This is a genomic window from Flavobacterium panici, from assembly GCF_024499525.1.
GTDB classification, from domain to species: domain Bacteria; phylum Bacteroidota; class Bacteroidia; order Flavobacteriales; family Flavobacteriaceae; genus Flavobacterium; species Flavobacterium panici.
The window spans coordinates 1,285,088-1,310,407 of record NZ_CP100437.1 but is presented as its reverse complement, the minus strand read 5'-3'; the positions used below and the strand labels follow the sequence as shown (position 1 = coordinate 1,310,407).

26 protein-coding genes are annotated in these 25,320 nt (G+C 33.3%); 25 read left to right on the top strand and 1 reads right to left on the bottom strand.

Translation table 11 applies throughout. The annotated features are described in order from the left end of the window. From NLJ00_RS05895 to dusB, 25 genes are all read left to right on the top strand, one after another. The gene (locus NLJ00_RS05895) at positions 1–468 is read left to right on the top strand and encodes an ABC transporter permease (RefSeq protein ID WP_256636558.1); all 468 of its coding nucleotides are present in this window, start codon (positions 1–3) and stop codon (positions 466–468) included. 28 nt (positions 469–496) lie between these two features. After that, entirely contained in the window at positions 497–901 is a 405-nt protein-coding gene (locus NLJ00_RS05890) for a hypothetical protein (protein ID WP_256636557.1), read from the top strand. Next, positions 901–1,899: a BtrH N-terminal domain-containing protein gene (locus NLJ00_RS05885; protein ID WP_256636556.1), complete on the top strand. Its 999-nt coding sequence runs from the start codon at positions 901–903 to the stop codon at positions 1,897–1,899. The genes NLJ00_RS05890 and NLJ00_RS05885 overlap by 1 nt, the downstream gene beginning before the upstream one ends. A gap of 4 nt (positions 1,900–1,903) precedes the next feature. Beyond that, a complete protein-coding gene (locus NLJ00_RS05880) occupies positions 1,904–2,656 on the top strand; it encodes an ABC transporter ATP-binding protein (RefSeq protein WP_256636555.1) in 753 nt (250 codons plus the stop codon). Beyond that, positions 2,646–3,929 carry an ABC transporter permease gene (locus NLJ00_RS05875; protein ID WP_256636554.1) on the top strand — a complete coding sequence of 428 codons (1,284 nt, stop codon included), beginning with the start codon at positions 2,646–2,648 and terminating at the stop codon, positions 3,927–3,929. The genes NLJ00_RS05880 and NLJ00_RS05875 overlap by 11 nt, the downstream gene beginning before the upstream one ends. Then, positions 3,904–4,353, top strand: coding sequence for an acyl-CoA thioesterase (locus NLJ00_RS05870; protein ID WP_053472946.1), 450 nt, complete (start codon positions 3,904–3,906; stop codon positions 4,351–4,353). The genes NLJ00_RS05875 and NLJ00_RS05870 overlap by 26 nt, the downstream gene beginning before the upstream one ends. Positions 4,354–4,565: 212 nt before the next feature. Beyond that, on the top strand, positions 4,566–5,705 hold the full coding sequence (locus NLJ00_RS05865; RefSeq protein ID WP_256636553.1) for a beta-ketoacyl-[acyl-carrier-protein] synthase family protein: 1,140 nt from the start codon (positions 4,566–4,568) through the stop codon (positions 5,703–5,705). 50 nt (positions 5,706–5,755) lie between these two features. Then, complete coding sequence (locus NLJ00_RS05860) at positions 5,756–6,367, top strand: hypothetical protein (RefSeq protein WP_256636552.1); 612 nt, start codon at positions 5,756–5,758, stop codon at positions 6,365–6,367. Positions 6,368–6,834: 467 nt separating this feature from the next. Continuing rightward, positions 6,835–7,449: a 3-oxoacyl-ACP synthase gene (locus tag NLJ00_RS05855; protein WP_256637459.1), complete on the top strand. Its 615-nt coding sequence runs from the start codon at positions 6,835–6,837 to the stop codon at positions 7,447–7,449. 2 nt (positions 7,450–7,451) lie between these two features. Then, positions 7,452–7,709: a phosphopantetheine-binding protein gene (locus tag NLJ00_RS05850; RefSeq protein WP_012023174.1), complete on the top strand. Its 258-nt coding sequence runs from the start codon at positions 7,452–7,454 to the stop codon at positions 7,707–7,709. Positions 7,710–7,832: 123 nt separating this feature from the next. After that, entirely contained in the window at positions 7,833–9,032 is a 1,200-nt protein-coding gene (locus tag NLJ00_RS05845) for a beta-ketoacyl-[acyl-carrier-protein] synthase family protein (protein WP_256636551.1), read from the top strand. Continuing rightward, positions 9,032–10,093: a beta-ketoacyl synthase N-terminal-like domain-containing protein gene (locus NLJ00_RS05840; protein ID WP_256636550.1), complete on the top strand. Its 1,062-nt coding sequence runs from the start codon at positions 9,032–9,034 to the stop codon at positions 10,091–10,093. Before NLJ00_RS05845 ends, NLJ00_RS05840 begins: the two co-directional genes overlap by 1 nt. A 68-nt stretch (positions 10,094–10,161) precedes the next feature. Further along, a complete protein-coding gene (locus tag NLJ00_RS05835; protein ID WP_256636549.1) occupies positions 10,162–10,875 on the top strand; it encodes a polysaccharide deacetylase family protein in 714 nt (237 codons plus the stop codon). Between the two features lie 109 nt (positions 10,876–10,984). After that, a complete protein-coding gene (locus tag NLJ00_RS05830) occupies positions 10,985–11,611 on the top strand; it encodes an outer membrane lipoprotein carrier protein LolA (protein ID WP_053472953.1) in 627 nt (208 codons plus the stop codon). Beyond that, the gene (locus tag NLJ00_RS05825; protein WP_053472954.1) at positions 11,577–12,212 is read left to right on the top strand and encodes a hypothetical protein; all 636 of its coding nucleotides are present in this window, start codon (positions 11,577–11,579) and stop codon (positions 12,210–12,212) included. Before NLJ00_RS05830 ends, NLJ00_RS05825 begins: the two co-directional genes overlap by 35 nt. Before the next feature lie 35 nt (positions 12,213–12,247). Continuing rightward, positions 12,248–12,847, top strand: a complete 600-nt coding sequence (locus tag NLJ00_RS05820) for a porin family protein (protein ID WP_053472955.1) — start codon at positions 12,248–12,250, stop codon at positions 12,845–12,847. Continuing rightward, the gene (locus NLJ00_RS05815) at positions 12,847–13,458 is read left to right on the top strand and encodes an outer membrane beta-barrel protein (RefSeq protein ID WP_053472956.1); all 612 of its coding nucleotides are present in this window, start codon (positions 12,847–12,849) and stop codon (positions 13,456–13,458) included. The genes NLJ00_RS05820 and NLJ00_RS05815 overlap by 1 nt, the downstream gene beginning before the upstream one ends. Positions 13,459–13,466: 8 nt before the next feature. Beyond that, a complete protein-coding gene (locus tag NLJ00_RS05810; RefSeq protein ID WP_053472957.1) occupies positions 13,467–13,838 on the top strand; it encodes a 3-hydroxyacyl-ACP dehydratase in 372 nt (123 codons plus the stop codon). Between the two features lie 2 nt (positions 13,839–13,840). Beyond that, entirely contained in the window at positions 13,841–14,326 is a 486-nt protein-coding gene (locus NLJ00_RS05805) for a hypothetical protein (RefSeq protein ID WP_053472958.1), read from the top strand. A gap of 18 nt (positions 14,327–14,344) precedes the next feature. Next, positions 14,345–15,532 (top strand): DUF2062 domain-containing protein, encoded by a 1,188-nt coding sequence (locus tag NLJ00_RS05800; RefSeq protein WP_256636548.1) that lies wholly within the window; start codon positions 14,345–14,347, stop codon positions 15,530–15,532. A gap of 163 nt (positions 15,533–15,695) precedes the next feature. Next, a complete protein-coding gene (locus NLJ00_RS05795; RefSeq protein WP_256636547.1) occupies positions 15,696–19,376 on the top strand; it encodes a 1-acyl-sn-glycerol-3-phosphate acyltransferase in 3,681 nt (1,226 codons plus the stop codon). Then, positions 19,373–20,890 (top strand): phytoene desaturase family protein, encoded by a 1,518-nt coding sequence (locus NLJ00_RS05790; RefSeq protein WP_256636546.1) that lies wholly within the window; start codon positions 19,373–19,375, stop codon positions 20,888–20,890. The genes NLJ00_RS05795 and NLJ00_RS05790 overlap by 4 nt, the downstream gene beginning before the upstream one ends. A 5-nt stretch (positions 20,891–20,895) precedes the next feature. Then, positions 20,896–22,563 carry a C45 family autoproteolytic acyltransferase/hydolase gene (locus NLJ00_RS05785; RefSeq protein ID WP_256636545.1) on the top strand — a complete coding sequence of 556 codons (1,668 nt, stop codon included), beginning with the start codon at positions 20,896–20,898 and terminating at the stop codon, positions 22,561–22,563. Then, positions 22,560–23,849: a phenylacetate--CoA ligase family protein gene (locus tag NLJ00_RS05780; protein WP_256636544.1), complete on the top strand. Its 1,290-nt coding sequence runs from the start codon at positions 22,560–22,562 to the stop codon at positions 23,847–23,849. Before NLJ00_RS05785 ends, NLJ00_RS05780 begins: the two co-directional genes overlap by 4 nt. 148 nt (positions 23,850–23,997) lie before the next feature. Beyond that, positions 23,998–24,990, top strand: a complete 993-nt coding sequence (gene dusB / locus NLJ00_RS05775; protein ID WP_256636543.1) for a tRNA dihydrouridine synthase DusB — start codon at positions 23,998–24,000, stop codon at positions 24,988–24,990. 87 nt (positions 24,991–25,077) lie between these two features. Here dusB and NLJ00_RS05770 read toward each other — a convergent pair whose 3' ends face one another. Beyond that, positions 25,078–25,302, bottom strand: coding sequence for a hypothetical protein (locus NLJ00_RS05770; RefSeq protein ID WP_256636542.1), 225 nt, complete (start codon positions 25,300–25,302; stop codon positions 25,078–25,080). Between the last annotated feature and the right edge of the window lie 18 nt (positions 25,303–25,320).

Below are 25,320 nucleotides of genomic sequence, written 5' to 3'. Positions count from 1 at the left end.
ATGATTTTGAATACCGGAGTTGACATACAAAATTATTTACCGCACCGAGCGCCAATGCTTATGGTCGATTTGATTTTGGATATTGATGCCAACTTTGTAGAAACCACTTTTTTGATAAAAGAAGACAATATTTTTGTTCAGAATACTGTTTTTATCGAAGCAGGTTTAATTGAAAATACGGCGCAGACTTGTTCGTCAATCGTTGGAAAAAAATACTTTTTTGACGAAGACGGAACAGAAAATGAGAACGTAAATGTAATTGGATTTATTAGTGCCTTAAAAAATGTAAAAATTCATTCGCTGCCAAAAGTCGGCGAGACTATAATTACCAAAGCAAATTTAGTTTCAAAATTTGCCGGCGACGATTACACTTTATGCACAATGAGCTGTCAAAGTTCAGTAGAAGATCAGATACTCTTAGAATGCGAAATTAATTTGTTCATTCAAAAAACAGTTTCAGTTTCGTAATAATTCCACTTGAAAATATAACTAGGTAATGGAAAAAGATAAAGTACCTCAGGATAAAAGCAACTTAACTAAAAACAATGTAAAAGAGCTTTTATATGCAACTGATGAAAACGGCAATTATACCACAACGCTAAGCACAGGCTGGGAACCCAAAACAATTGCACTCTCTAATTCTATTGAAGAAATAAACGAGCGTATCGCCGAAGCCAGACAACAAGTTTTAAATGGCGAAGTAAGCCCGATCGTTTATTTTATGGAAGTAAATAAAATGGATCTTACTATTTTATCAAGTTACGTAGGACTTTGGAAATGGCGCGTAAAAAGACATTTTAAACCAAGCGTTTTTGCAAAACTAAACGATAAAGTTTTACAGAAATATGCCGACACATTTGAAATTTCAATTGAAGAATTAAAAAACAGCATCACCAAATAATGGAATTAACTTTCACACATCATCAGTCTGCTCATTGCGAGAATGGAGTAGCGTCGAATCTGCTAAAAAACAGCGGACTAAACATCAGCGAACCGATGGTTTTTGGTATTGGCTCTGGATTATTTTTTGTATATCTGCCTTTTATAAAAGTCAATTATGCTCCGGCAATTAGTTACAGAACTCTACCTGGACAAATTTTTAATAAAGTAGCAACCCGTTTAAATCTAAAAATAAAAAGACAAAAATTTTCTTCTGTTTCAAATGCCAATAAAGCATTAGACGAAAATTTAAAAAATAATATTCCAACAGGATTACAAGTTGGTGTTTACAATTTAAGTTATTTTCCAGACGAATATCGTTTTCATTTCAACGCACACAATTTAGTTGTTTACGGAAAAACCGAAACGGATTATTTAGTGAGCGATCCCGTAATGGAAACCGTCACTACTTTAACGCATGAAGAATTAGATAAAGTTCGTTTTGCAAAAGGTGCTTTTGCACCGCGCGGGCAAATGTATTATCCAATTCAGGTTCCTGCGAATGTCGATTTAAAAAGCGCCATCATTAAAGGAATAAAAAATACGTGCCGAGATATGTTAGCGCCAATGCCAATTGTAGGCGTTCGCGGCATCAAATTTGTTTCCAAGCAAATTAGAAAATGGCCGATAAAACATGGAACCAAAAAAGCCAATCATTATTTGGCACAAATGGTTCGTATGCAGGAAGAAATTGGAACCGGAGGCGGTGGTTTCCGTTTTATTTATGCGGCATTTTTACAAGAAGCTTCGGTTATTTTAGGTAACGAAGAATTAAAAGAACTTTCAAAAGAAATGACAAAAATTGGCGATTCATGGCGTGATTTTGCCGTTGAAGCTTCACGTATTTATAAAAACAGAAGTGCTAAAGAAGACGCTTACAACACTATTGCCGATGAACTTTTAGACATTGCCAACAGAGAAGAAATCTTTTTCAAAAAATTAAAAAAAGCCATCAGCTAATATTTTGCAATCCATAATTAAAATAGAATCCCTTTCGAAAAAGTACAAAGAAGCCGATCAGTTTTCTTTGAACGACGTTTCGCTAAATATAAATGAAGGAGAAATTTTTGGTTTACTCGGTCCAAACGGAGCCGGAAAAACAACTTTAATTTCAATGCTCTGCGGATTGGTAAAACCAACATCGGGACATTTTACAATTGATAATTTAGATTATCAGCATCATTCTTCAAAAATTAAAAAAATCATAGGCGTTGTTCCTCAGGAATATGCCTTATATCCTACTCTTACGGCGAGAGAAAACCTGCATTATTTTGGAAGCATGTACGGTTTAAAAGGTTCAGATTTAAAAGATAAAGTAATCGAAACTTTAGATCTTTTAGGCCTTTTAAAATTTGCCGACAAACCTGTTGAAACATTCTCAGGCGGGATGAAACGCCGTGTCAATTTAATTGCCGGAATTCTGCATAAACCAAAAGTTTTATTTTTAGATGAACCAACCGTTGGTGTTGATGTGCAGTCTAAAAATGCTATTATAGATTATCTAAAAATATTGAACCAAAACGGAACATCTATTATTTATACTTCGCATCATTTGGCTGAAGCCGAAGATTTCTGCACCAATATTGCCATTTTAGACCGAGGCCGAATTTACGCAAAAGGAACGCCTTCAACTTTAATCAATTCTGTTGAAGATGCCCGAAATCTCGAAGACGTTTTTATTTCATTAACCGGTAAAGACTTGAGAGATGCTATATAAAATTTGGATGTCGATCGTAAAAGAATTTTTACTGCTTAAACGCGATTTAGGCGGGTTAATCATTCTGTTTATAATGCCATTGGTTTTAGTCATTACTGTTACGTTAATTCAGGACAGTACTTTTAAAACCGTAAGCGATTCTAAAATTCCAATTTTATTGGTGGATTACGACAAAGGTTCTGTTTCAAAAACCGTTTTTGAGAATTTAGAAAAAAGTAATTTGTTTAGCGTTGTAACGCAAATCGACAATAAAACAATTACCGAAGATGTTGCCAGAGAAAATGTTTACAAAGGAAAATTTCAATTGGCAATTATAATCCCTAAAAATTTAAGTTCTGATTTGCAGGCGAAAGTTGATCAAAATGTCGAAAAAATTGTCAGCAGTTTAGGCATGACGGATAGTACGGCAGCAAGCGAACCTCAGCGAATTATCAAAGAAAAAGAAGTAAGACTGTATTTTGATCCGGCAGTTCAAATGAGTTTCAAAAATGCGGTCATGAGTTCTATCGACAAAATGATTTCGCAAATTGAAACCAAATCAATTTACACGACTTTCCAAAATCAATTAGGAGAAGGAACTACCAATTTTGAGCAAAAAAGTTTCATTTCTTTCAAAGAGATAATCCCGAAGATTAATAATAAAGAAGTTCGTCCAAATTCGGTACAACACAATGTTCCCGCGTGGACACTTTTTGCGATATTTTTTATTGTAATTCCGTTATCTATTAATATTGTAAAAGAAAAATCACAAGGAACTTTCGTCCGATTAAGAACAAATCCTGTTTCTAGTTTAGTCGTGATTATTGGAAAAACCATTACTTATTCTGTAATCTGTATGATTCAGTTTTATATGATGGTTGCCGTTGCAGTATTCTTATTTCCATCTATCGGATTGCCTTCTTTAAATATCGAAGGACATTTAGCATTAATGAGTGTCGTGGCGTTATTTTCAGGTTTCGCTGCTATCGGATTTGGAATTTTATTGGGAACGATTGCAAGCACACAGGAACAATCGGCTCCGTTTGGCGCAACGAGTGTTATCATTTTAGCAGCAATTGGCGGAATCTGGGTTCCGGTTTTTGCCATGCCAAAAATTATGCAGATTATTGCTAAATCGTCTCCAATGAACTGGGGATTAGATGCTTTCTATGACGTTTTATTACGCAACGTTTCTTTCCTGGAAATCATCCCAAAAATAAGTTTACTATTTTTGTTTTTCATTCTTACCACAGCCATCGCATTATTTTATGATAAAAAGAAAAGAGCAGTTTAACGAAGCTACAGACCTGACCGTTACTCACGAAATCAGAATTCGTTTTAACGAAACTGATCCGCTTGGAATCGTTTGGCACGGCAACTATATAACGTATTTTGAAGATGGACGTGAAGCGTTTGGGCGTCAGCACGGACTTACGTATTTAGACATTGCCAAAACCGGATATACAACGCCAATTGTAAAATCGACCTGCGAACATAAATTGTCTTTGCGTTACGGCGATGTAGTTACAATCGAAACAACAGTTGTCGATACGCCCGCTGCAAAAATGATTTACCGTTTTAAAATTATTGATGACAAAGGTGAAATTGCTTGCACAGGCGAAACTGTTCAGGTTTTTTTAGATAAAGAAGGAAATTTAATGCTGACAAATCCTCCTTTTTATGCGGAATGGAAAAAGAAAGTTGGATTACTATTATAAAACACGGATTGCACTAATTTTCACGAATAAAAAAATAAAATAACCAAGATTCGTTTCCTGCAAGGTTTTCAAAACCTTGTAGGTATAAAATAAAATAATCTGTGTAAACCTGTTTAATCTGTAAAATCTGCGAGCCATTTTTTCAGACAAAGCTTTAAAATAAATACCTACAAGGTTTTGAAAACCTTGCAGGAGAAACTGAGAATCATAAAATGTTAAAACAAATATACATTACAGAAACAAATTGTATCACACCTTTAGGTTTTGATGTCGAATCGAATGTTGAAGCTATTCTTCGCGGCGATTCTGGCATTCAGCTTCATAATGATATTTCTTTAATGCCCAATTCATTTTATGCTTCGATTATTTCTGATGAAAAAATAAACAGTGCTTTTTCAAAAATAAGCACTGAAACTCAATATTCCCGTTTAGAGAAAATGATGATTTTGGCTTTAGAGCCCATTATCAAAAATTCTGGAGTTGAATTAAATTCAAAAACGGCTTTTATACTTTCTACCACAAAAGGAAATGTTACGGCTTTAGCAAATGATTCTGACGAAAGTTTTAATAACGCACATTTAGATATTTTAGCAAAAACCATTTCAGATTTCTTCGAATTTCAAACTCAGCCCATTGTTATTTCAAATGCTTGTGTTTCGGGAATTTTGGCAGTTTCAATTGCCAAAAGAATGATTCAGTCTGAACTTTATGACAACATTTTTGTTGTTGCCGGCGATGAAGTTTCAGAATTTGTTTTGTCTGGTTTTAATACCTTTCAGGCAATGAGCGAATTACCCTGTAAACCGTATTCAAAAAACAGAACCGGAGTAAGTTTAGGCGAAGCAGCAGCAGCAGTTTTAATTTCGGCGGATGCCAAAAATGCCAAAATAAAAGTAATTGGCGACAGTTCGATAAACGATGCGAATCATATTTCGGGTCCGTCAAGAACAGGTGAAGGTTTGTTCAGAAGTATTCAAAATGCTTTAAAAGAAGCTCAAATTGAAGCAAATAAATTAGATTATATTTCAGCGCATGGAACCGCAACTCCGTTTAACGACGAAATGGAAGCGATTGCTTTAAATCGTTTAGGTTTACAAAATGTTCCTGTAAATAGTTTAAAAGGATTTTACGGTCATACGTTAGGTGCTTCGGGATTATTGGAAACTGTAATTGCTATTGAATCTGCTAATCAAAATACACTTTTTGAATCAAAAGGTTTTGATGAAATTGGTGTGAGTGAAGCTGTAAATGTTATTGAGAAAAATGAGGAAGCTAATATTGAATATTTTTTGAAAACGGCTTCTGGATTTGGAGGTTGTAATACGGCTGTGGTTTTTGAAAAGGTAAAATAAATTTCAACATTCAAGTAAATCTTGCAAGTTCAAAATATATTAAATCAAAGATGAAATTATCAAAATCCATATTTATAACTCTAATTTTTCTTTCATCTTTTGGATGTAAAAAGAAAGAAGCGTCTGAATCTGATTTTGAAAAAGACGTCATGAATAGTGTCTTTGTCGAAATCGTAGATTCTATTTATATGGATAGAAGAACGATACTTCCGCCGCCAATGCCAAGGAGAGATTTCAAAACAAATAAAGAAGATACTATTGGATATCACGATAGATTAAAAAGATATCAGATTGAACAAGACAGTATTAAAAATGACAAAAACAGAATTTTAATTGGTGTTTATGATTATATAGTAAATAACAAAATCCGAAATGAGAAATTTGATTTAACGCCTTTTAAAAACAATAAAAAATTTGATTTTCAATATACTTCAAAATTTCCAGAAGAAAGATTTTGGAATATCGAAGATAAAAATAGTGGAATGCCTGTTGGCACAATCCAGATTTCTAATATCAAGTTTAATAAAAACAAAACTTTGGGAACTATAACGGCTAATGCTTCATGTGGCGGCGGAACTTGTGGACAAGGATTTGAAATTACAATTGAAAATAAATCTGGAGAATGGCATATTACCAAAATTGTTAACACTTGGATTTCATAAAATAAATATTCATTATGAATGATGATGGTATTACATCTTTAAAAAAAGATATAGAGAATAATCTTGGGGCAAGTAGTGGTTATTATGAATTGGTATTACAGCCTTACATTAGGGATTTCATTAGCAATTTAAGCCAAACAGACAGTGAAAAATTTTCAATCGAAATCTTAAATTGGAATGAGAATGTACTATATCATTTAGCTGATGAAATTCTTTTTAGCAACAATGAATATCTAGATAAAGATTATCTCTATTGCTCTATATTTTTAAAAACTTATGACAAAGAAAATCTAGATTACTTAACACAGTATTTATTTAATTGTTTAGATGATTTAAATTTTGAAAAAATTCCTTTAGATTTTTTTTTACAGATGAAAGAAAAAATAAAGATTTTTTATACTTTAAAAAGTGGAGAAGAAAATATTGATAATTTCATTAGACCTGTAAATGATATCATTAATAAAAAAATGATCAATAAAACCAACATACAATCCTACATCACAATCCAAAACAACGAAATTGTTTTGAACGGAACTTCTGTATTCAAAACTGAACCAACAGATTTTGCTGATTTCTCTAAACAAGCCTATCGTAATTTTGAAATGCAGTATCCAAAATTTTTCAAAATGGACGCTTTGAGTAAACTGGCTTTTTTAGGATCTGAGTTGCTTTTGAGTCCGATAACTTCAGAAGAAAAAGAACATAATATCGCTTTGGTTTTGGCCAATAAATCGTCGAGTTTAGATACCGATGTAAAATATCAGGAATCAATTTCAGACAAAGAAAACTATTTTCCAAGTCCGGCGGTTTTCGTTTATACGCTCCCAAATATCTGTCTGGGCGAAATAAGTATCCGTCATCAGCTGAAAAGTGAAAATTCTTTCTTTATATTTGACACCTTTAACACGGAATTTATGTCGAATTATTCTAATATTCTGTTGAATACGAATAAAGCAGATATGGTTTTATGCGGTTGGGTAGAATTTTTTAATGATAATTATAAAGCTTTTCTCTGTACAATAAGTAAAGACGAAAACACAGAATATACAAACGAAACTATCAATACATTATACAATAAATAATCATGGAAGCATTAAAAGAAGAATTAAAAAATAAAATCATTACGACTTTAAACCTTGAAGATATCACAATCGAAGACATTGCTGATAACGATCCTTTGTTTGGAGATGGTTTAGGTTTAGACTCGATTGATGCACTTGAATTGATCGTGATTTTAGATAAAGATTACGGAATTAAATTAGTAGATCCGAAAGAAGGGAAAACAATTTTCCAGTCTATCGAAACTATGGCGGCTTACATTAGCGCTAACAGAACTAAATAGTTTTTTGCCCGCGGATTATACTGATTAAACAGGTTTTCGCAGATGATGTAAAAAGCTTTGTCAAAGTTTAAAACTTTGACAAAGTTCTAGAATCTACAATCTAAAATCAAAACTCTAAAATTAATGAGTAAAGGTGTTGCAATAACGGGAATGGGAATTATCTCCGCAATCGGGAATTCGGTTGAGGAAAATTATCATTCGTTAATCGAAAATAAAATCGGGATTTCCCGTATCTCTAATATTTCTACAGTTCATGCAGATGTTATCAAAGTGGGTGAAATTAAAAAAACCAACGATGAGCTTATCAGCGAACTGGGGTTAAATAGCGATAATAATTTTTCGAGAACCGCTATGATTGGTACTTTGGCAGCAAAACAAGCTGTTGAAAATGCCGGCATAACCTCGATCAACGAATTTAGAACCGGACTTATTTCGGCTACTAGTGTGGGCGGAATGGACATGACGGAGAAACATTATTACGATTATTTCGAAAAACCTGAACTGGTTAAATATATTACCTGTCACGACGGCGGCGATGTTGCAGATAAAATTGCCGAAGAACTGGGTTTAAAAGGAATGGTTTCTACAATTAGTACTGCTTGTTCCTCTGCAGCAAATTCTATTATGCTGGGTGCAAGATTAATCAAAACCGGAAAATTAGATCGTGTAATTGTAGGCGGAGCTGATGCTTTGTCAAAATTCACGATCAACGGATTTAAGACTTTGATGATTTTATCTGACGATTATAACAAACCTTTCGACAATAACAGAAAAGGATTAAATCTTGGGGAAGCTGCAGCTTTTTTGGTTTTAGAATCGGATGAAATTGTTGAAAAGCAAAACAAAAAAGTATTGGCAAGAGTTTCCGGTTACGGAAATGCAAATGATGCTTTTCACCAAACGGCTTCTTCAGAAAATGGAGACGGCGCTTTTTTGGCGATGAAAAAAGCGTTTGAAGTTTCGGGTTTAAAACCTTCTCAAATTGATTACATCAACGTTCACGGAACTGCAACGCCCAATAACGATTTATCTGAAGGAAGAGCTTTACGCCGAATTTATGAAGAAGAAAAAGTTCCGGATTTTAGTTCGACAAAACCTTTTACGGGTCATACTTTAGCGGCGGCGGCAGCAATTGAAGCCGTTTACAGTGTTTTGGCTATTCAGAATAATGTTGTTTATCCGAATTTGAATTTTGAAACGCAGATGGAAGAATTCGATTTGACTCCGCAGACTTCTCTAAAAAATAAAAACATCGAACACGTTTTATCTAATTCTTTTGGATTTGGAGGAAATTGTTCCACTCTTATATTTTCAAAAAGCTAATGAAAAAAACATATATAAATGGAGTAGGCTGTATTTCGACTCAAAAAACATTTGATACTGTTTTTTTAGAAGAGGCCAATGTTAATCACGACGAAAATGTATTGGCAATTGTTTCGCCGGCATACAAAGAATATATTTCGCCAGCTGCAAGCCGCAGAATGGCAAAAGGTGTAAAAAACGGAATCGTAGCTTCGGCTTTAGCCATGAAAGATGCGAATGTTGAAAAAGTCGATGCAATTATTACCGGAACGGGTTTAGGCTGTATCGAAGATTCTGAAAAATTCCTGAAAAGCATTTTAGATAATAAAGAAGAATTTTTAACGCCAACTTCTTTTATTCAATCTACGCACAATACAGTTGGTGCGCAGATTGCACTTTTACAGCAATGTAAAGGTTATAATTTTACGTATGTAAACGGCGCGGTTTCTTTTGAATCGGCACTTTTGGATGCTAAAATGCAGATTGAGGAAAACGAAGCAAACTCAATTTTGGTAGGCGGCGTTGATGAAAATGGAGATTACACGACTTCACTTTTTAAATTAAACGGCCGTATTAAAGCTGATAATGCTGCTCCTTATGATGTTTTAAATTCTACAACGAGTGGAGCTGTTTACGGAGAAGGTGCCAGTTTTTTTGTTTTAGAAAATGAAAGAAAAGAAAACACATACGCTGAACTTCTGGATATTACAATCGTAAATACGCTGGCAGAAAATGAAATTGAATCTGAAATTAAATCATTTTTGAAATCAAATAATTTAGAAATTTCTGATGTTGATGCTTTGGTTTTAGGTTTTGATGGAAATGCTTCTTTCGAAAATTATTATAAAAATCTGGCTGAAAATGCTTTCGCCAAAACTCCTGTTTTATATTACAAACATTTGAGCGGCGAATATGATACGGCTTCGGCTTTTGCTTTTTGGATGGCTTCAAAAATTTTAAAAACACAGGAAATTCCTGAAATTATAAAAGTAAATTCGGCTGTAAAACCAGTTTACAAAACCATTTTATTGTACAATCAATTAAACGGAAAAAATCATAGTTTTACGTTACTTTCAAAATGATAACGCATAAAAACATTTCGATCTTTTTTATCTTTTTATTGCTTTTAGTTTTTCTTCTGAATTTTTTTATGGCAATAAATCTGTGGTATTTTTTTGCTATAATTTTTATCTGGATCGGAATAAATGCTGTTGGTTCTTCGAGAATTTCTTCTAATTATCATGTAAAAGCTTTCTGCAATAATCCGCTGGAAACAGAGAAAAAAATTGCCTTAACTTTTGATGACGGCCCAAGCGAATTTACTTTAGAAGTTTTAGATCTTCTGAAAAAATACAATGCTAAAGCCACATTTTTCTGCATTGGAAAAAACATTGAAAAACATCCTGAAATTATTCAAAAAGTTATTGAAGAAGGACATTTGGTTGGAAATCATTCTTATTCTCATTCTAAATTTTTCGATTTTTATAATGAAGATAAAGTAACGGAGGAACTTCGTAAAACAGATGAATTGCTGGAAAAATTTACTTCTAAGAAAATAAACTTCTTTCGTCCGCCTTATGGAGTTACGACGCCTTCGATTCGAAGAGCTTTAAAAATCACCGGACATAAAACAATTGGCTGGAATATTCGTTCTCTTGATGGAGGAACTAAAAATCAGGAATTAATTTTCAATCGAATTATAAAACGGGTTTCTCCGGGCGGAATTGTACTTTTGCACGATACCGGATCACACTCTGTTTTAGTATTGGAACAGTTTTTGCAATTTTTACAGCAGAATGATTATGAAGTGGTTTCGATTGAGGAACTTTTGAATCTTAATGCTTATGAATTGAACGCGGATTAAACAGATTCGCTAAAGCGAAAACGCGGATTAAAACGGATTTTATTAAATTAAAATTGGTGAAAATTGGTGTAATTCGTGGCAAAATAATAAGCACAATTTTTAACAAAATATGAAAACTAAAATAGCATTACTAATTCTATTTATTTCTGGGAATTTGTTCGCTCAGGAACAAAAAATGACCGATGCCGAAATTGCTTCTTTTAAGCAAGATGTAAATGTTGTGGCGAAAAAAATCAAAACTTTAAGTACTGATTTTGTTCAGTATAAACATTTGGACTTTCTTTCGAAAGACATTGAAACTTCGGGAAAAATGGTTTTTAAAGAACCTGCACTTTTGCAATGGCAATATAAAAAACCATATAATTACAGCATTGTTTTCAAGAACGGAAAAATCCTGATTAACGACGAAGGAAAGAAAAGCGCGGTTGATATTGGCAACAGTAAAATCTTTGCGAGAATTAATAAATTAATCGTGGGAAGCGTAAGCGGAAATATGTTTGATGATAAAGAATTTACGATTTCGTATTTTAAACTGAAAGGTCAGAACTTAGCGAAATTTATTCCGAAAGATGCGACGCTGAAAAAATACATCAAACAAATCGAACTGACTTTTGACAAGGAAGAAGCAACTGTTGTTCAGGTAAAATTATTAGAATCATCTGAGGATTATACCAGAATTGTACTTAAAAATAAAGTAATCAATGCAAAAATCGACGATTCAGTTTTTACTAATTAATTGCTTTCTGGCAATTGTTTTGGTTTCTTGCGGCTCGGTCACAAAAAACTATACGCCGAAAAAATTAGACAAAACGGCTGTAGAGGTTCCGTATTTTTCAGATTCAAAAACGGATTATGTTTATAAAACTAATATATCTGTTTACGGAAATGAATTGTCGGGAATTTTCATTGCAAAAAAAATAAACGACACCACACACCGAATTGTTTTTACAACGGAATTCGGAAATAAATTAATGGATTTTGAAATTTCTGAAAATGATTTTAAAGTCAATTCGATTGTTTCAGAATTAGATCGAAAAATTTTAATTAATACATTAAAAGAAGATTTTCGACTGCTTTTAAAAAAGCAATATTTGATTCAGGAACAATTTGAAAACGAATCAAATGATATTTATAAATCAGCAGATGGCAAAAGGGACAATTATATTTTTATCTCAAAAAAAGATCAAAAATTAGAAAAGATCGTTCACGCATCTAAAACAAAAGAAAAATTTACACTGTTTTTCCATTCAGAAAACAATATTTTTGCTGAGAAGATTCAGATAATTCATCAAAATATTAAGCTTAAAATTGAGCTAAATTATTTTAAATCAGAGTAGAAACTTAAACTAACCATAAAATTACTAATAAAAAGATGAAAAAAATAACCTTAATTGCATTCGTTTTATTTATCGGTCTTGTAAAATCACAAGCGCAGGTAAAAGTTAGTCCCGGCCTTAGAGGCGGTTTAAATATTTCAACATTAACCAATATTGACGATAACAGATCTAAAACAGATTTTTATATTGGTGGACTAGTGGACATTAAATTTAATAAATATTTTTCGTTACAGCCTGAAATAACGTATTCAAGACAAGGGGATGAAGGAAGATATTTCGAAAACGGCCGTTATTATTCTGAAAAGTATGAATTAAACTATCTTACACTTGGTGCCGTTGCCAAATATCATTTTGGAGGTAAAGGTTTTCATGTTTTAGCCGGTCCATCTTTAGATATAAAAGTTGGTGATAATTATATCAACAGCAATCCTGAAGGTTTTGACCTTGCAATTGTTGGAGGTGTTGGATATACGCTGCCAAATGGATTGTCTTTTGAAGCGAGAATCAAACAAGGATTGATTGATATTTATGGCTATGACGGACTTAATAATAACAATGATGATTATTATTATAATGATGTTATTTTAAATCAGGTTTTCCAAATAGGAATCAGCTATACTTTTAAAGTAAAATAATGAGGAAAATAATCGTATTTGCTTTTTTATTTATAGGAATCTTTGCCTCAAAAGCTCAGGTAACTTTTAATCCTGGTTTAAGAGCTGGTTTGAGTTTATCGACAATTTCCGAAACGCATGCTGATTACAGACCTGATTTTTATATTGGCGGTTTTGGAGAAATAAATATATCGAAACGTTATGCGCTTCAGCCCGAAATAAATTATATCAGGCAGGGTTCTAATAATGTTGCACGAAATTTTATTGACCCAAATACACAGACAGAAAGAACTGTTTATCAGGATTTACAAATAAGTTATTTGTCGATTGGTTTGATTAACAAATTTAAATTTGGACAAGGTTTAGAAGTACAGTTTGGTCCGGCTTTAGACGTTCTTTTAGATGATAATTTAGCTTTTAGAAAAACAAATAATGATCTTTCATTTGTTACAGGCCTTGCTTATAAAATGCCTTCGGGACTTGGGTTTGAGATTCGATTTAAAAAAGGCCTTTATGATGTTTTAGACAGCGATTATTATCATAATAATTCAAACGAACATTATTTTTTTGGTGATTATAATACTAATGTCAATTTTCAAATAGGTGTTACCTATTCTTTTGATGTGAAATAATAAAAAATATGGTTTTAAAAGACTTTTACAAAGTGCTTTCAGAGGAGAAAACAGGCGATGCTAAATATAATTTTCGTATATTAGTTAATGCCAATCATGAGGTTTTTAAAGGTCATTTTCCTGGAAACCCAATAATGCCGGGTGTTTGCATGATTCAGATTATTAAAGAACTTGCGGAGTCAATCACAAAAAGTTCGTTGATTATACAAACACTTTCGAATGTAAAATTCATGGCATTAATAAATCCGGAAACAAATCCGGAACTGCGTTTAGAAATTGATATTACAACCACAGAAGATGATTTGGTAAAGGTGAAAAACACCACATATTTTAACGATACCACAGCTTTAAAATTAAGCAATGTGTATAAAAAATTATAATTATGAAATTACTATTGTCATTACTTCTATGGATAAATTTTGCAGGAACGCCGGATTTGGCTGCTATCCGCAAAATGTATACTGATGTTGCAAAATCAGAAACCAATTCTAAGGAATTTATCGAAAAACTTTCCGGTGTTTCAAACAACGATGATAAAATTTTAGTGGCTTACAAAGCGGCTTCGATTTTATTAGATTCTAAGTTTGAAAGTGTATTAGGAAGCAAAATTTCTCGTTTTAAAGAAGGTGCAAAACTTTTGGAATCGACTATAAAAAGCGAACCTAATAATATCGAAATCAGAATGATTCGATTGAGTATTCAGGAAAATGTTCCCGGAATTACAGGTTACAGAAAAAATATTAAAGAAGATAAAAAATTCATCACAGCTCATTATGCCGAGCAAAATGGCGCGTTGAAAGATTATCTAAAAGACTTTGTTTTGCAATCGAAAAGTTTCTCTGAAAAAGAGAAGCAATTTGTAAAATAAGCTCATGAAAAATTCTCAATGAAACCTATTTTATCAAAGCAGGAATTGCTCGATTCAACTTCATTTTGTGTTATTGTACCCACTTACAATAACCAGAAAACATTGAAAAAAGTGTTGGATTCTATTTTAGATTTCACTCAAAATATCATTATTGTCAACGATGGTTCAACAGATGAAACTAGCGAAATTTTAAAACAATATTCGCAGTTTACGCAAATTCATCATCCTAAAAATTTAGGAAAAGGAAGGGCGCTGCGAAATGGTTTTAGAAAAGCAATTGAGCTCAATTTTGAATACGCCATCACGATAGATTCTGACGGGCAGCATTTCGCATCTGATATTCCAGGTTTTATTTCAGCAATTCAAAACGAACCCAATTCTCTTTTAATTGGAAGCCGAAACATGACGCAGGAAAATGTTCCTAAGAAAAGCAGTTTCGGTAATAAATTCTCTAATTTCTGGTTTAAGTTTGAAACCGGAATTGAACTTCAGGACACACAATCCGGTTTTAGATTATATCCTTTGAAATTAATTCCAAAACGATTTTATACCAATAAATTTGAGTTTGAAATCGAAGTGATTGTTCGTTCGGCATGGAAAGGAATTGTGGTAAAAAACATTCCAATTCAGGTTTTATATGATCCGGCAGAACGTGTTTCTCATTTTCGCCCTTTCAGTGATTTTACCCGAATCAGTATTTTAAATACGGTTTTGGTAACCAATGCTTTGCTTTATATTAAACCTCGCGATTTCTTTCGGCGAGCAAAAAAAAAAGGTTTTAAAAAGTTTTTCTTAGAAGATATTTTAGAAAGCAACGATTCTAATTTTACGAAATCTGCCTCAATTGCTTTGGGAATTTTTATTGGAATTTCACCTTTTTGGGGATTTCAAACTATACTCCTTTTTACTTTTGCCGCTTTGTTCAGGCTTAATAAAGTCATTGCTTTTTTATCTTCAAATGTGAGTTTTCCTCCTTTTATTCCGCTGGTAATCTACGGTTCTTTAAAAACAGGAAGCCTTTTTATTTCGAGCGATGCGCCGCTAATTTTAGATAGTTCGGCCACACTCGACGATATTCAAAAAAACGCTGCACAATATATCGTCGGAAGTCTTATTTTAGCATCCGTTTTAGCACTATCAGCCGGTCTTATAAGTTATTTGCTTTTAAGTGCTTTTAGTTCTAAAAACAAAACGAATATTAAATAAGATTTTGCCACAGATTATACGAATTAAAATGATTTTTACATCCAGTTGTCAGGCTGAGCGAAGTCGAAGCCCACGTCCAATTGGAACGCCCTTCGACTTCGCTCAGGGTGACAGACTAAAGCTAAACTTTTAATCTGTGGCAAAAAAACAATAATAAATAATTATGCATCAATACTTTTACGCCATTCATTTATTTGTAAACCGAAGAAAATCGCTCTCGGTTCTTTTGGCCGTTTTGATGCTTTTGGTATTTGGCTTTTTTGCTTCCCAAATTAAGTTTGAAGAAGATATTACCAAACTTATCCCAACAAATGATAAAGCCGATGCAACCGCAAAAGTTTTAAAACAATTAAACTTTGCCGATAAAACGACCGTTATTTTCAAACTCGAAAAAAACGGTTCTGCTGAAGATTTAAAAGAAATGGCTGCGGCTTTTTCAGACAGCGTTTCAAAATCCTGTAAACCTTACATAACCGGAATTCAGGGAAAAGTTGATGAAGAAAATATTCAGGAAACCATCGATTTTGTTTACAATAATCTGCCGCTTTTTCTTGAAGATAAAGATTATGCTGCTATTCAAACTAAACTTCAAAAAGACAGTATTGCAGCAACCGTTCAGGGAAATTACAAATCGATTATTTCGCCTTCGGGATTTATTACCAAAGATTTTATTCTGCAAGATCCGCTTGGGATTTCTTTTATTGCTTTAAAAAAATTACAGCAGTTAAATATTGGCGACGATTTTACGCTCGACAATGGTTTTGTAATGACAAAGGATAAAAAGAAATTACTGCTTTTTATAACTTCAGATATTTCATCGAGCGAAACAGAAAAGAATACCCTTTTTGCCGAAAAACTAAAATCAATTCAGGAAAATTTAAACACCAAGTTTAAAGAAAAAACTTCTGTTACTTATTTTGGTTCTGCTTTGATTGCCGTTGCAAATGCCAATCAAATTAAAAGTGATATTGTTTTAACGACAACAATCGCCATGATTACGCTAATGCTGATCCTGATTTTGTTTTACAGAAAAATATTTATTCCGTTAATTATTTTCCTGCCAACGGTTTTCGGGGCTTTATTTGCCATTGCCTTTTTATATTTTGTAAAAGAACAAATCTCAGCCATTTCTCTCGGAATTGGTTCTATTTTATTAGGAATCACAATCGATTATTCGCTTCACATTCTGACGCATTACAAGCATAACAGCGACATCAAAACATTGTATAAAGACATTACAATGCCGGTAATTATGAGTAGTTCAACAACTGCTGTTGCTTTTTTATGTCTGCTTTTTGTAAAATCAGATGCCTTAAATGATCTCGGAATTTTTGCTGCCGTTATTGTTATGGCAACCGGAATTTTTTCTCTTTTAATTGTACCGCATTTATACAAACCAAAAGAAAACAATTTTGAACACAAGAAAAATGCGATCGATAAACTGGCTCATTTTTCATTTCATAACAACAAATTTTTAATTGGTTTTTGCGTTATCATTACCATTATTTGCTGTTTTACGTATAATGATGTTGGTTACAATAACGATTTGTCGCAGTTAAATTTTGTTCCGAAAGATATTAAGGCGGCCGAAAAACAATTGGAAGAAAGTACCAGCTTAACTTCAAAAACCATTTATGTTGCGGCTTACGGAAAAAGCATGGAAGAAGTTTTGCAGAATAACAGCAAGCTTTTTAGCGATTTATCTAAAGAAAAACAACAAGACAAAATATTGAATTTTAGTTCTGTTGGCGGAATTGTGCTTTCGCAGAAAGAACAGCTTCAGAAAATCGAAAAATGGAATTCATTTTGGAACGCAGAAAAAAAACAAATTTTAAAATCTCAATTAATCGCCGAAGGTTCAAAACTCGGCTTTAAGCCAACCACTTATTCACTGTTTTTTGATCATTTAGATTTTGATTTCAAACCCATTTCTACAGAAGATTATTTAAAAATTCAGGCATTACAACTGAAAGAATTCGTAACCGAGAAAAATGGTTTTTACACGATTTCTACTTTAGTAAAAGTCACGTCGGAACAGCGCGACAAATTTGTAAAATCGACTTCTGCAAAAGAAAATCTTATTGCAATTGATCGTCAGCAAATGAACGAGACTTTTTTCAGCACTTTAAAAACCGATTTTAATTCGCTTGTCAATTACTCTTTCGTTGCTGTAATTTTGATTTTGTTTTTCTTTTTCCGAAGAATCGAATTAGTAATTGTAAGCTGTATTCCAATTGCTTTAACGGGAATTGTAACAGCCGGAATTATGGGCATTTTTGGCATTCAAATGAATATTTTCAGCATGATTGTCTGTACTTTGATTTTTGGTCACGGTGTCGATTTTAGTATTTTCATGACAAGTGCTTTACAGAAAGAATACACAAACGGAAAAAACGAAATTGCCATTTACAGAACTTCAATTATTCTGGCAGTAATTACAACCATTTTAGGAATTGGCGCGATGATTTTTGCCAAACATCCGGCCTTGCGTTCCATTTCTTCCGTTTCGTTAATTGGGGTTTTTGCGGCATTAATTATTACGTTTATTTTTTACCCAATTCTGTTTAAATTATTTTTATCAAATCGTCCTAAAAAAGGAAACCCGCCTTTTCAATTGCGCACTTTTCTTTATGGCGTAATGTCATTTTTCTATTACGGCATGGGCGGAATTTTAATGTCATTTTTCAGTTTTACATTAATGCCGATTTTGCCGCTCAGTAAAAAAACAAAAATGAAAGGTTTTAGATATATCGTTTCAAAATACATGAAATCGGTATTGTATTCTAACCCTTTTATACACAAAAAAGTCGTTAATAATTTTAATGAAACATTTGAAAAACCTGCCGTTATTATTGCTAATCATTCTTCATTTTTAGATATTTTATCGATTGGAATGCTGAGCCCGAAAATTATTTTTCTGGTAAGCGACTGGGTTTATAACTCTCCTATTTTTGGCGGCGTTGTTAGAAAAGCGGGATTTTATCCTGTTTCTGAAGGTTTGGAAGGCGGCGTTGAACATTTACGCAAAAAAGTAAACGAAGGTTATTCGTTAATGGTTTTTCCTGAAGGAACGCGTTCAGAAAACAATGTAATAAAACGATTCCATAAAGGCGCTTTTTTCCTTGCCGAAGAATTTAAATTAGACATAATTCCCGTTGTCATTCATGGTGCTTCAGAGTTAATTCCAAAAGGTGATTTTATCATTCATGATGGAAATTTAACCGTTACTATTTTAGAAAGAATTACTCCTGAAAATACTTCGTTTGGAAACAATTATGCCGAAAGAACAAAACAAATAAGCACCTTTTTTAAAGCAGAACATCGCAAAATTCGTCAGCAGTTAGAAGGTCCGGATTATTTTAAAAAAATGCTGGTTAATAGTTACGATTATAAAGAAATTGAAATTGGCGATGCTGTAAAAAAAGATTTAAAACAGAATCTGGAAACGTATTTCAATTTAAATAAACACATTAATCCTAAAGCTAAAATTTTACATCTTGGCAATGATTATGGGCAATTAGACGTTTTATTAGTATTACAGGAACCGCAGCGAAAAATAGTTTCTTTTATAAACGACGAAGAAAAAGTATTGGTTGCCAAAACAAATTATTTTCTAAAAAAGAGAAAAATATCTTATCTCGATCAATTAGATTCTGTAGTTGAAAATCAATATGAAGTAGTTTTAATTTCTGATGAAAATTATGTTTCGGATCTTGAAAAAGTGATTGCCGCTTCGTCAATAATTTTAGCTAATTCTTCTAATTTAAAAACCAAACTAGTTGATTATGGTTTCGAAATTGTTTCAGAAGAAAATACGATAATTGTATTAAATAAAAAGCAATGAAAGAGCAATACGATGTAGTAATTGTTGGCAGCGGTTTAGGCGGATTGGTTTCGTCTATAATTTTGGCTAAAGAAGGCTACAGCGTTTGTGTGCTCGAAAAGAACAATCAATACGGCGGGAATCTGCAGACTTTTGTTCGTGATAAAACTATTTTTGATACCGGAATTCATTATATCGGAGGTTTGTCTGAAGGTCAAAATCTGTATAAATATTTTAAATATATCGGCATTATTGATCATCTCAACTTAAAAAAATTAGACGAGAATTGTTACGATATGATTTCGTTTGAAGACGATCAAAACGAATATCCACATGCGCAGGGTTATCAAAATTTTGTCGATCAACTAACTGCTTTTTTTCCCAAAGAAAAAGCAAATATTGAAAAGTACTGCGAAAAACTGCAAACCATCTGCGATGCTTTTCCGCTTTATAATTTAAACTGGGAAGGTAAATACGACAACGAAATTCTGGCATTAAATGCAAAAGAAACGATTGAAGAATGTACGCAGAATGAAAAACTAAAAGCGGTTCTTGCCGGTTCCAATTTTTTGTATGCGGGTATTCCGGATAAATCGCCTTTTTACGTTCATGCCTTATCTGTAAACTCTTATATTCAAAGTTCGTGGCGATGTATTAACGGCGGAAGCCAGATTACAAAACAGCTTTTAAAACAACTCAAAAAATACGGCGGAGAATTTTACAAGTATAAAGAAGTTACGCGTTTTAATGTTGAAGATAATAAAGTCAATTTTGTTGAATTAAAAGACGGAACAAAAGTTTTTGGCTCCATGTTTATTTCGAATATCGAACCGAAAACGACTTTAAAAATGGCGGGGGAAGAAAACTTCAGGAAAGCTTTTGTCAATCGTGTACAAAGTCTTGAAGGCGTTATTTCGGCCTTTAGTTTATATATTGTTTTTAAGCCGGAAACTTTTAAATATATCAATCATAATTTTTATCATTTTAAGAAAACCAGCGAAGTCTGGACGGCACATGAATATGATGAAAATTCGTGGCCAAAAGGTTTTATGGCTTCCATGAATGCTTCAAAAAAAGAAGAAATCTGGGCCGAAGGAATGACTTTTATTACTTATATGAAATATGAAGATGTTGCGCCTTGGGCCGACACTTTTAATACAACTGCAGAAGAAAGCGACCGCGGCGAAAGTTATGAGGAATTTAAATCCCGAAAAGCCGAAAAATTTTTAAACGAAATTGAAATTAAATTTCCGGGAATTAGAAACTGTATAAAATCAATTCACACTTCTACTCCGCTTTCGTATCGCGATTATATTGGCGGTTACAACGGAAATATGTATGGGTATGTTAAAGATTCTAACAATCCGATGAAAACGCTGATTCCGGCAAAAACCAAATTAGATAATTTATATCTTACCGGGCAGAGTATCAATATGCACGGCGTTTTAGGCGTAACAATTGGTGCTGTTTCAACCTGTTCTGAAATTGTGGGCAAAGAATATTTGGTTACGAAAATCAATTCCGAATCTGAATAGAAATCATGAAAAACCGAATTTTATTTATCTTCTTTATCGGTTTTACATTTTTGCTTGTTTCTTGCGGAACATCAAAATCAATGCATCATAAACCGGATCTTTCTCACTATAATTCGGCAAAACCAATCGTTGTAAAAAAATCTGATTCGGTTTTTATTTCAGGTAAAAATTCGCTTTTAAAAAATAAACAAGGCATTTGGGAATTGTATGCCGAAGGCGATCCGCTGGAAATTGGTTTAAACACCGGAGCTTTAACCGATTCTCTTTTAAAAAATCAGCAGCGCGTTTTTTTCTCCAAAGTAAAAGATTTTATCCCGTCTAATTTTCAGCAAAAAATACTCCGCCAGTTTTTAAGATGGTACAATCGAAAATTATATTTGAATGTTCCCGAAGAATATCAAACGGAAATTTATGGCGTTTCTAAATATACTTCGGATGAACTTGATAATATCGCACCTAAATATCAGCGTGGTTTATATCTTCATGCGGCGCACGATATTGGTCATGCTTTACAAGATTTGGCTTTGGTTGGCTGCTCGTCTTTTGCTGCGTGGAATGAAAAAACAGAAGATGGAAATTTAATCCTCGGACGCAATTTTGATTTCTATGTAAATGACGCTTTCGCGGAAAATAAAATAGTGGCATTTATAAATCCTAAAGCTGGCTACAAATTCATGATGGTTACCTGGCCGGGAATGGTTGGTGCCGTTTCGGGAATGAATCAGGAAGGTTTAACGGTAACGATTAATGCTTCGAAATCTAAAATTCCGCTAATTGCCAAAACACCAATTTCAATTTTGACACGTGAAATTTTACAACATGCCAAGAATATTGACGAAGCCGTTTCGATTGCAAAAAAGAGAAAAGTATTCGTTTCTGAATCAATAATGGTGGGAAGTGCAAACGACAATAAAGCCATTTTGATTGAAGTTTCCCCAAAAAAAATGGACGTTTACGATGTTCCAAACACTGATCAGTTAATATGTTCTAATCATTTTCAAGGCGATGAATTTGCAACTGATAAACGAAATCAGGAACAAATTCTTAACAGTCATTCTGAATATCGTTTTGAAAGAATGCAGGAACTTCTGGCAGAAAATCCAAAAGTGAATCCTGAAATTGCTTCAGAAATTCTTCGAAATAAAAATGGTTTGAAAGATATTCCGCTTGGTTATGGTTCAGAAAAAGCTTTGAACCAATTAATGGCGCATCACGGAATTATTTTTAAACCGAAAGAAAAATTGGTTTGGGTTTCGGCAAATCCGTATCAATTGGGCGAATTTGTTTGTTACGATTTGAATTCTGTTTTTGGCGAAAGAAAAAATGATGCTGTAAATTCTTTTCAAAAAGGAAATTTAAATATTGCCAAAGATCCGTTTTTAGAAACAGCCGCTTTTCGCAATTATAAAAAATTCAAAGTTGAAGATCATAAAATAGATTCGTTTCTTGAAAATAAGGAAACAATTTCTCCAGAATTCATTCAAAATTATCAATCATTAAACCCTGATTATTGGGTTGTATATTATAAGGCAGGATTGTACTTTTACCAAATAAAAGATTTTCAGCAGGCAAAACTTAATTTTGAAAAAGCTTTGACCAAAGAAATTACAACGCTGCCTGAAAAAGAAAAAATTGAAAAATATTTAAAAAAAATCAAAAGAAAATTAAAATGATTCCAGCAATAGAAAAAGATTCTTTAGAAGAAATTAAAATTTTTCAAGAAAAAAAACTAACAGAACTTTTAGAATATATCAGTCAAAATTCTCCTTTTTATAAAAGACTTTTTGCCGGACAAAATATTGATATTTCAAAAATCAAAACTTTAGAAGATTTACAACATTTACCCGTTACTACAAAAGAAGATTTACAGCAATATAATGATGATTTTGTATGCGTTCCGCAAAATAAAATTATCGATTACGCCTCGACTTCAGGAACTTTAGGCGATCCTGTAACTTTTGGTTTAACCGATTCTGATTTGGATCGTTTGGCTTATAATGAAGCTATTTCGTTTGCCTGCGCCGGAATTGCCGAAGGTGATGTGGTGCAATTAATGACGACAATCGACAGAAAATTTATGGCTGGTCTGGCTTATTTTCTGGGTCTTCGAAAATTAAAAGTCGGCGTGATTCGTGTTGGCGCCGGAATTCCGGAAATGCAGTGGGATTCGATTTTAAAATACAATCCAAGTTATTTAATTACCGTTCCGTCCTTTTTATTGAAGTTAATTGAATATGCCGAAATTCACGGAATCGATTATAATAATTCGAGCATAAAAGGGGCAATTTGCATTGGAGAATCTTTGCGTGATCAGGATTTTTCGATGAATACTTTATCTAAAAAAATCACTGATAAATGGAATATTAAATTGTTTTCGACTTATGCTTCTACTGAAATGAGCACGGCTTTTACAGAATGTGAACATGGAAAAGGCGGGCATCATCATCCGGAATTAATCATCGTTGAAGTTTTGGACGAAAATAATTTACCTGTAAAAGACGGAGAAACTGGCGAACTTACTTTTACTACTTTAGGTATTGAAGCGATGCCGTTGTTGCGTTTTAAAACCGGAGATATTGTACAGCTTCATAACGAACCTTGCGCCTGCGGGCGACATACTTTGCGTGTTGGTCCCGTTCTTGGCCGTAAAAAGCAAATGATAAAATATAAAGGGACAACGCTTTATCCGCCGGCAATGAACGATGTTTTAAGCGGATTTGACAATATCGAAAATCATATTATCGAAATCTCTACAAACGATTTAGGCACTGATGAAATCGTGATAAAAATTGCCGTTAAAAATCAAACTCCAGAATTTCTACAGGAAATTAAAGATCACTTTAGAGCAAAATTGAGAGTAACTCCAAAAATAGAATTTGCCTCAAAAGAAACTTTAAACCCTTTAGTTTTTAACCCAATGAGTAGAAAACCAATTCGATTTTTTGATTATCGTTCTTAGTATAGGTTCAAAGTTGCAAAGGGACAAAGGTTCAAAGTCTGTTAATCAGCACTATAAAAAACCTTTGTTCCTTTGTTGCTTTGAGCCTTTGTCACTCGAATTGTGCCAATTCGACTAAAATGTTGTAATTTTGCAAAAAATTACGAAGATGGTCAAGATTGGCAACATAGAATTACCCGAATTTCCTTTATTACTCGCACCGATGGAAGATGTTAGTGATCCGCCGTTTCGCAGATTATGCAAAACGCATGGAGCTGACATGATGTATTCTGAATTTATTTCGTCGGAAGGATTAATTCGTGATGCTATAAAAAGCCGCATGAAGCTGGATATTTTTGATTACGAACGTCCGGTTGGAATTCAGATTTTTGGTGGTGATGAAGAAGCAATGGAGATGTCTTCTAAAATTGTTTCTACTGTAAAACCAGATCTAGTAGATATCAATTTTGGATGTCCGGTAAAAAAAGTAGTTTGTAAAGGTGCCGGAGCCGGGGTTTTAAAAGATGTTGATTTGATGGTGCGTTTGACGCAAGCTGTTATCAAAGGGACAGATTTGCCTGTTACGGTAAAAACGCGTTTAGGCTGGGACGAAAATTCTATTAATATTGATGAAGTTGCAGAAAGACTTCAGGATATTGGTGTTCAGGCTTTGACTATTCACGCCAGAACTCGCGCTCAAATGTATAAAGGTCATTCTGACTGGTCACACATTGCGCGTGTAAAAAACAATCCAAGAATTACAATGCCTATTTTTGGAAACGGCGATATCGACAGTCCGGAAAAAGCATTAAAATATAAAAATGAATACGGAATTGACGGTATCATGATTGGCCGCGCGGCGATTGGTTATCCGTGGATTTTTAATGAAATCAAGCATTATTTTAAAACAGGTGAGCACTTACCTTCTCCAACGGTTATTGATCGTGTTGAAGCTGCCAGAAATCATTTGCAATGGTCAATGGACTGGAAAGGCGAGCGTTTAGGAATTGTAGAAATGCGTCGTCATTATACCAACTATTTTAAAGGTATTCATTCTTTTAAAGAATTCAAACAGAAATTAGTTACGACTGATGCTCCAGAAGATTTGTTTGCGATTATGAAAGAAATCGAACAGGTTTATGCTGGATATGAGTTTGTTTAAAATATAGTCTTTGTCAAAGTTTTGAACTTTGACAAAAAACTGAAACACAAAAAAGACCTTCGATCGAAGGTCTTTTTTTATATATTTTTATTCTAAAATATTTCTCGTTGAATTTCTTTTAGCCAGATCAATAGCTGATTTTAACTCAGAAAAAAATAGTTCAGCTTCTTTTTTATTTCGAATTGATTTAGTCAAATTATCACTATAATTTGATTCTGTAACATCTCTGTCATCAGCAATGTTTTTCTCAGAAGCAGAAGCTAAAGCAATTTCCTGAATTTTATTAATCTTATTTTGGATAGAATCTTTCATAAAGCAAATTTAATATAT